This window comes from Candidatus Cloacimonadota bacterium, from assembly GCA_021734245.1.
In the GTDB taxonomy this organism is placed as follows: domain Bacteria; phylum Cloacimonadota; class Cloacimonadia; order Cloacimonadales; family TCS61; genus B137-G9.
Map to the genome: position 1 here is coordinate 1 of JAIPJH010000108.1, position 8,955 is coordinate 8,955.

Annotated in this window: 6 protein-coding genes; 4 read left to right on the plus strand and 2 right to left on the minus strand. The window is 35.7% G+C overall.

All coding sequences use genetic code 11. The annotated features are described in order from the left end of the window. Nucleotides 1–24: 24 nt before the first annotated feature. Nucleotides 25–327 (minus strand): hypothetical protein, encoded by a 303-nt coding sequence (locus K9N40_12190; protein ID MCF7815228.1) that lies wholly within the window; start codon nt 325–327, stop codon nt 25–27. Nucleotides 328–1,063: 736 nt separating this feature from the next. Here K9N40_12190 and K9N40_12195 point away from each other — a divergent pair. From K9N40_12195 to K9N40_12205, 3 genes are all read left to right on the plus strand, one after another. Further along, nucleotides 1,064–2,494, plus strand: a complete 1,431-nt coding sequence (locus K9N40_12195) for a response regulator (GenBank protein ID MCF7815229.1) — start codon at nt 1,064–1,066, stop codon at nt 2,492–2,494. Nucleotides 2,495–2,514: 20 nt separating this feature from the next. Continuing rightward, on the plus strand, nt 2,515–3,879 hold the full coding sequence (locus K9N40_12200; GenBank protein MCF7815230.1) for a sigma-54 dependent transcriptional regulator: 1,365 nt from the start codon (nt 2,515–2,517) through the stop codon (nt 3,877–3,879). 231 nt (nt 3,880–4,110) lie between these two features. Continuing rightward, nucleotides 4,111–4,479, plus strand: a complete 369-nt coding sequence (locus K9N40_12205; GenBank protein ID MCF7815231.1) for a response regulator — start codon at nt 4,111–4,113, stop codon at nt 4,477–4,479. Between the two features lie 6 nt (nt 4,480–4,485). Here the strand turns inward: K9N40_12205 and K9N40_12210 are convergent, their stop codons facing one another. Then, the gene (locus K9N40_12210; protein MCF7815232.1) at nt 4,486–4,881 is read right to left on the minus strand and encodes a response regulator; all 396 of its coding nucleotides are present in this window, start codon (nt 4,879–4,881) and stop codon (nt 4,486–4,488) included. Between the two features lie 281 nt (nt 4,882–5,162). Here K9N40_12210 and K9N40_12215 point away from each other — a divergent pair, with 281 nt between their 5' ends. Then, a complete protein-coding gene (locus K9N40_12215; GenBank protein MCF7815233.1) occupies nt 5,163–8,828 on the plus strand; it encodes a T9SS type A sorting domain-containing protein in 3,666 nt (1,221 codons plus the stop codon). Nucleotides 8,829–8,955: the final 127 nt, after the last annotated feature.

Consider the following 8,955-nt stretch of genomic DNA (forward strand, 5'->3'; position numbering starts at 1 on the left):
CTGATGAAATAGTCCTTCGGAATTTCACGGGACAGGTCCTGATGAAATAGAAAATTGAGACTCGACTTCAGAGGAGCTTTCGCGAAACTGGAGTTGAGAATCATTCCCTGAAGTCCAGTCAAACCTGAACTCCAGTGAATAGATATCAGCCCCGATGAAAGTCGGGGCTTTTTCTTTCATTACTTCCCGAAACTTGTTTTTGGGAGAACTTGTTCCTGCTGACAAGTTCGTACAGACCAAGAAAATGATCCTGATGAAATAGTCCTTCGGAATTTCACAGGACAGGTCCTGATGAAATAGAAGTGTAAAAACCTTGCGGATGGTCATTTGACCTCCGCAATGGTTTTTTTATTCAACCATTCGCAAGGTCTCATAAATTCGACTATTACGAAGATTTCATTTACGGCTTTCGCTTTAACTTCGGAATGTACGCAGTTCTTCCGAATGTTGAAGAAGAAAAAGGATTCAAGAAATTCTGATTCTTAGATCTTAAATCTTCAATCGTAAATAACCCCTCTGCCTGCCGGCATCTCCCCTTAACAAGGGAGAAATAAGGAATCTGATAATTAAATAAATCTTAAATCGTAAATAACCCCTCTGCCTGCCGGCATCTCCCCTTAACAAGGGAGAAATAAGGAATCTGATAATTAAATAAATCTTCAATCGTAAATCTTAAATCGTAAATCTAAAATCATAAATCATAAATCTTAAATCTTAAATCGTAAATCTTAAATCTAAAACCCCTCTTCGAAACTTCGTTTCTCTTCTCCCCTTAACAAGGGGAGCTTTTTCAATCTTAAATCGTAATTCTAAAGTATCAACATTCCGATGATCCCGAAAGCCTTCGGGAACAATCGGAAGTTTTTTTAGTAAAAAAAATGTTGCCACAAATAACAGGCTATTTTGTATTATCAATGACCAATCTAAAACTAGCTTATTTCAACCTAACCATCTACAAAAATATTGTCTCGATACTGACACACAATTTTCTAAAAAAAAATAAAAAAACTTGCCAAATCTGGGACAACCGCTTCTTTGAGTTTTGAATATTGAGAGGTGTAGTGTGCATGAAGAAAGAATAATGATCGTTGAAGATGAAATGATTATAGCACAAGATATTAGAAAGATCGTGCAGATTTGTGGTTATGAAGTTTGTTGTATGGCACGTTCCGGAGAAGATGCCATCCAAAAAGCTAATAATTTCAAACCTGATCTGGTTCTGATGGATATTATGTTGGAAAGCAAAATGACAGGACTGGAAGCAGCTCATACAATTTATCGAAACTTGAATATTCCATTCGTTTTCGTGTCTGCTTATGCTGATGATATAACACTGCAAAAAGCTATTAAAACAGAACCCTATGGTTATATAGTTAAACCTTTTGAAGAAAAAGAATTGAAGGTAATTTTAGAACTTGCTCTTTATAAGTTCAAAATGGAAAGTAAACTGAAGAAAAGCCAGAAAAAATATCTTCATATTTTTGAAAACATCCAGGATATTTATTGCGAGTTTGATCTCGACATGAAGATTTTAGAAGTAAGTCCTTCCATTAAAGATTATACTGGATGGACAAGGAAAGAATTGATCGGTAAAGAAGTATCTGAGTTATTTTATGATAATGGGCAGATAAATTTACTGAAAGAGGAAATAAAAAATAATGGCTTTTTAAATGATTTTGAAATTGAATTAAACAGCAAAAATAATAAAAAAATAATTGGCTCAATTCAGGGGAAGATTGTATCGGAAAATGCTGGTGATGAAGAAAAAATGGTATTTGCCATAAGAGATATTACAAAACAAAAAGAAATGGAAAAGCAGATAATGCGAACCGAGAGATTAGCTGGTGTGGGTCAATTAGCTGCTGGGATAGCTCATGAAATCAGAAATCCGCTTGGCAACATCAGTTCCGCAATCCAATTCTGCCTGGAAAAATATCAGCCCAAAGAACCCTTAAATCAATATTTGCAAATAGTCTTAAGGAATTCTGAAAGTGCCAATCAAATTATTAAAGAGCTTCTTGAATTTGCAAATCCCAGAGACATAAAATTTCAGCATGAAGATATTAAAGAGATATTGGACAAAACGGTTGGATTGACACAAACCCGTTGTGAAGAAAAAAAAATAAAAGTAATAAAAGATTACGATAAGAAAATAGATAAAATTGCAGTAGATGAAAAATGGATACAACAATGTTTTGTGAACTTCATTCTTAATGCAATTGATGCTGTAAAAAAAGAGGGTGAAATACAAATATCTTTAGAAGATTATAATGATCATATCATCATTGAATTTAAAGATAATGGAAAGGGAATATCTCAGGAAAACCTGAAAAAAATATTCGATCCTTTCTTTACTACGAAATCTGACGGAACAGGTCTTGGCTTGGCAATGGCTCTTCAGATAATTCTAGCTCATAGTGGAAATGTAGATTTTGAAAGCGAGGAAGGCGTGGGAACCAAAGTAATGGTAAAGTTACTTAAAAAAGCCAGATAATTATTTTAACAGGAGATATGATGAATAAAATTCTAATCATAGATGATAACCAGGATATGACTTTTTTATTGAGTAATATTTTGAAAGATAAAGGTTATAAAGTTTATGTAGCTGGAAATGGTTTACAAGGTTATCAGAAAGCAAAAAGAAATAATCCAGACCTTGTTTTACTTGATATGAGACTTCCAGAAATGAATGGTATTGAAGTTCTAGAAAAATTAATGAAACTTCCCAAAGAAATGCAGGTTATCATGATAACTGCTTATGCAGATCTAAATGATGCTGTGAAAGCTATGAAGTTGGGAGCTTACGATTACGTAACCAAACCTTTTAATAATGATGAATTACTTCTGACTATAGATAATGCATTAAGAACAATAAATTTGAGCCAGGAAGTAAAAGACCTGAAGAAGAAATTGGGGCAGAAAACTGTAAGTGTAAAAGAAATCGGTGATAGTTCTGCTATCCAAAATGTATTTAAACAGGTGGATTTGATAGCGAAAACAAATATGAGCATTATTTTGCAGGGGAAAAGTGGAAGCGGTAAAGAAGTATTTGCAAACCTAATTCATCAACGCAGTCCAAGAAGCGGTGAATCTTTTGTAGCTGTAGATTGTGGAGCCATTCCGGCTAACTTGTTGGAAAGTGAGTTTTTTGGACACGAACGAGGTGCTTTTACGGGTGCATATTCCACCAAATCAGGCAAATTTGAAGAAAGTGATGGTGGAACTTTACTGCTGGATGAAATCACAAATCTTCCTCTGGATGGACAAGCTAAATTATTACGTGCTATTGAAACTAAACAAGTACGACATCTGGGAGGTCGGAACACCATCGATTTTGATGTTCGTCTTATTGCTACGACCAATAAAAACATTAAGAACGAAGTTATAAAAGGCAATTTCAGGGAAGATCTATATCATCGCTTAAATGAATTTACAATTACTCTTCCTACACTGCAGGAAAGAAGAGATGATATTCAAACTCTGGCAGAAGTTTTTTTGACAGAAGCAAATGAAGAACTGGAAAAGAAAGTTAAAGGATTCACAAAAGAAGCTATGAAACAAATGTTGAATCACGAATGGCCTGGAAATGTTCGGGAATTAAAATTTACGATCAAAAGAGCTGCACTACTAACCAATAAAGATTATATTGAACCATATCATTTATCATTTGCCTTGAATTATAAATTTGATTCAAATACAAATTCATTATTATTAGAAAATGGTCTAACATTTGATGAACTTGTAGAAGATTATGAAAGAAAGATCCTGGAAAACACTCTAAATAAAACTGAGAGAAACAAAACTAAAACAGCAAAGATGTTGGGACTGAATCGAAAAACTTTGTATAGGAAATTAAAAGCGCTTGATATTGAATTGTAAAATTATTTGAAAATTGTTTGGATTTTGAGTCATATCTAAGAATAATGTGTCCTAATTGACTCAGAAATTTGCATAAAAATTGATTTAGCATTCTTTGATTTAATTTAATTTTAAAAAATATAAAGACGTAACTTACTATATAATAGTGTAATATAAATTTAATTACTATTTCTTTCACTTAATCATTGAGTTTGGCACATAGAATGCAATCTACTTTTTGGGGAGTTAAAGATGAGTGAATTAAAAAAAATAATGGTCGTAGAGGATAATTCTGACATGCAGTTGATGCTAAAAGATATTCTGAGTGATGCCGGATTCATGATAGATCTGGCAAAATGTGGTGAAGAAGCAATTTGTTTAGCAGAAAGAAATAAATATGATGTTGTTCTTTTGGATAAAAGACTTCCTGATATTGATGGGTTTATAGTATTTAACAGAATTAAACAACTTGATCCAAAAATAAATGTTGTTATTTTAACGGCTTATGGAGATAAATTTATCGAAAAATCTTCTAAGCAAATGGGGGCATTTGGCTATAAAACTAAACCTTTTGTAAATAGCGAACTTATAGACATTGTTCAGCAGGCTGCAAATCATTAAGTTCAATTACTGCTTTTCGTTTTGCTCCTTTTGTATCATATGAAAAGCCATCTTAACAGCGGCGCGAACATCTTTTTCCCGCACTGGTTTTACCAGGTATCCGTATGGATCAGAATCAATCGCTCCTTCCAGAGTTTCTTCATCTGCATAAGCAGTAAGGAATAGGATTGCGGTACCAAATTTTTCATGGACTATTTTTGCAGCTTCCACACCAGTCATTTCCCCAGCAAGCATGATGTCCATTATAACTAGATCAGGATTAGTTTCTTCAACGATCTCTAAACATTTTTCACCTGAGTCAATAATATCAATGATTTCATATCGATCTTTCAATAAGTATGTTTTAACAACTTCTGCGATCATCATTTCATCTTCTACAATTAAAATTCTCTTTTTAGCCATTTTTACCCCTTTCGTGCTTAGAACAAAAAATTTATATTTTACGATATGTCAATTTAAAAAAAATATTGTGATTTCAAGATGAATTTTGCAAATCATTTCTCAATTTCAAATTAAGATATCAATTATGTTTGACATAGATTAGAATAATTACTATTTTATGCAATAAGATAAAGTATAATAATTAAAGCAGTTAGGCGGTATGTGAAGAATATTTCATAAGGTTTAATAATGTTTGGTTGGAAAATTGCATTATATTATAAAAAAATTATAAGGAGATATATATGAAAAAATTAGTTATTATTTTTATCCTGATGATGTCTTTCGTTTTAGCGGCAGATCAGGAATTCCAATTTGAAGAAAGTTGGGGAGAAGAAGGTATTAATTTGATCGATCAGTCTGCTAATGGTATTGATCTGATCTATTCAGTTAAATCATTTACTCTGCAAGATCAGATGGTTGACGGCTCTAATATGAGCAAAGTTAATATTGCCGGTCAACTTTTACCCGCAGAAGAGGGCATGCCCGATCTTCCTTCCTTCAGCAGATTTATAGCAATACCGGAAGGTGCGTCTGTGAGAACAAGAATAATTTCTTCCAGAACAGAAATTATCGAAAACGTAGATCTTATCCCAGCTCCCAGAATTCCTTTGGACACTGAAGATGGACCTCTTCAGTTTCGCAAAAACAGTAATATCTACAAGCAAAATGCAATATTCCCAAAAGAACCGATAAAAATTTCTGAAGTAACTGAAGTCCGTGGAGTTGATACTGCAATACTGGCGATTTCACCCTTCCAATACAATCCTGTTACAAAGCAGCTTGTTGTGAATAGAGATATGGAAATTGAAGTTGAGTTTACTGGAGGAAACGGTAACTTTGGAGAAGAAAGACTCCGCAGCATCTGGTGGGAACCAATTTTAAGTGGAACCTTTCTGAATTATGAGATGTTACCTGATTTCAATGTTAACAAAACTTCCAATTCCAGAACAGAAGATTATGAATACATAATTATTGTTCCAGATGATCCTGATTTCCTTAGCTGGGCGCAAACTATTGCAGATTTCAGAATCGAACAGGGAATTCGTACCGGAATAAAAAATACAACCGAAATTGGCGGAAATACCACAACTGCTATTGAAACTTATATCAATGACGCTTACAACAACTGGGATATTCCACCTGCAGCAGTTTTACTGATTGGAGATTACGGAACAGTTGGAAATACTATTGTATCTCCTATCTGGAATAATTACTGTGTTTCAGATCATATTTATGCTGATGTTACAGGCAATTCACTTACTGATGTAGTATTTGCCAGGATCACAGCCAGAGATGCGCAGGAATTGGAAACGATGATAAACAAAATGCTGGATTATGAACAGAATCCAATTACCGATGCCGACTATTATGATCACCCAGTTACGGCTTTGGGATGGCAGACAGAGCGTTGGTTCCAACTTTGTTCAGAAGCGATCGGTGGTTTCTGGTTTCATGAATTGAACAAAGACCGAGTTAGAATAAATGCTGTTTATGATGGAAATCCTGACATTGATCCCTGGTCTTATGCTCAAAATACATCTCAAGTTTTAAATTATTTTGGTCCTAATGGATTGGGCTATATTCCACAAACTCCCGGCGAATTAGGCGGGTGGACAGGTGGAACTGGAGCGATGGTAAATCAGGCTATCGAAGATGGAGCATTTATGCTCGTACACCGCGATCATGGTTATGAAAGCGGTTGGGGAGAACCGGATTATAATTCAACTTACGTAAATATGTTGAACAACGATAAACCAGTTTTCGTGTGGTCGATAAACTGTCTTACAGGAAAATACAACATGTCGGGAGATTCTTTTGCCGAGGTCTTTCATCGTCATCAGACAGGAGCTTTGGGATTGATCGCAGCTTCCGAAGTTTCATATTCTTTTGTAAATGATGCATATATGTGGGGTGCGATGGATCATATGTGGCCGGATTTCATGCCCGATATGGGAACAAATCCCACAGATTGCGATTTCATACTGCCGGCTTTCGCCAACGCAGCTGGGAAAACGTTTCTTTATGGATCGAATTGGCCTTATAACAGCCAGAGCAAACCAGTAACTTATAATCTTTTCCATCAACATGGCGGAGCTTTCATGAATGTTTATTCCGAAGTTCCTCAGAATATTACAGTTTCTCACAGTAATGAACTTCTCAGTGGATTAGATACTTTTGAAGTAACAGCGGATGAAGGATCTTTTATCGGTCTTAGCGTGAATGGTGAAGTTATCGGAACTGCAGTTGGAACAGGTTCAGCAATATCTATTCAAATTCCAGTACAAATACCAAATAACACAATGAAAGTAACTGTTACAAAGCAGAATCATTATCGCTATTCTGCTGATGTTATGATCATCGCACCAGATCAATATGTGATCTTTGATTCTGTAGATCTGGTAGAAATTGATGGTCATATCGATAATTCAATCCAATCTATGGATACAGTTCAAATGGATGTAACTCTCAATAATATTGGACTGCAGCCCACAGGTAATGCAGTAAATGCAACACTTTCTGCAACTTCTAATATGGTTAACATCTTAAATGATACAGCCGTTTTTGGTCAGATTCCAGCTTCAGGTTTTTCCACTCTGCAAGATGCTTTCCAAGTTGAATTTACAGGCAGCATTGAAGATGAAACTATAATTGATTTCACATTAGAAGTAGAATCTGGTGGAACTACCTGGATAAGTGATTTTGAAGTTCTCGTATTAGCTCCAGATCTTGCTTATGATAGTTTTGACCTTGAACTTCAATCTGGCATAGATGAAATACTCGATCCTGGTGAAAATGCCGATATTTATGTTGATTTCATGAATAATGGTAGTGGATTTGCATATAACACTTCTGCTGTAATTTTTACAAGCGATCCTTATGTAACTTTGAACGGATCTGGTTTTATTTCAGTTATCGATCCCGGAACTATCGGAACAACTGAACAGCCAATTCAAGTTACAATAGCTGATGACAGTCCTGTGGAATACTTTGCCGAGATCAACGTGATTGTACAAGATGAAACAGGTCTCAGTGGTCAATTTTCCTTTAATTTGCCTATTGGATTTATAGCTCATAACTTCGAAGCTGGCGAAGGTGGCTGGACGCATATGGTATTGGGTGATGACTGGGTTGATGAATGGCATTTAAGTTCTTTTAGGAACTTCACCATCGATGGAATGTACAGTATGAAATGCGGCGGACCAGATGATACATCTTATGCAAATTTCATGTATGCAGCTCTGGTAATGCCCGAAATAGAACTTGGTTCTGCAGCTACAATCAAATTTCATCATTGGATGGATGTTGGTGCCAATAACAATGGTATGACCTGGGATGGCGGAATTATCGAGATCTCTGCAAATAGCGGAGATTGGGAACAAGTAACTCCAGTTGGCGGATATCCCTGTACAATGCTGAATATGCCGACTTCTCCCTTCCCGGAAGGTCTGGAATGTTTTGCCGGAAGTATAGATTGGGAAGAAGTAACGTTGGATCTTTCTGGTTATTCAGGTATGGCGCAAATCAGATTTGTGTTAGGAAGTACAGGTCTGGTTACTGGAGAAGGCTGGTACATTGATGATGTTTATTATACAAATCCGACAGGATCTGACGATGAAACTACGATTCCACTTGTTACCGAATTGAAAGGTAATTACCCGAATCCTTTCAATCCAAGTACAACTATTTCCTTTAGTATAAATAAGGAAAGTGATGTTCAACTGGAAGTTTTTAATGTTCGCGGACAGAAAGTTAAAACATTGGTAAGTGCACAACTCGATGCAGGAGCACATGATATCATCTGGAATGGCAGGGATGATCAGAACAAAACTGTATCAAGTGGTGTTTACTTCTATAAAATGAAAGCTGACAAGTTCGTACAGACCCAGAAGATGATCCTGATGAAATAGTCCTTCGGAATTTCACGGGACAGGTCCTGATGAAATAGAAAATTGAGACTCGACTTCAGAGGAGCTTTCGCGAAACTGGAGTTGAGAATCATTCCCTGAAGTCCAGTCAAACCTGAACTCCAGTGAA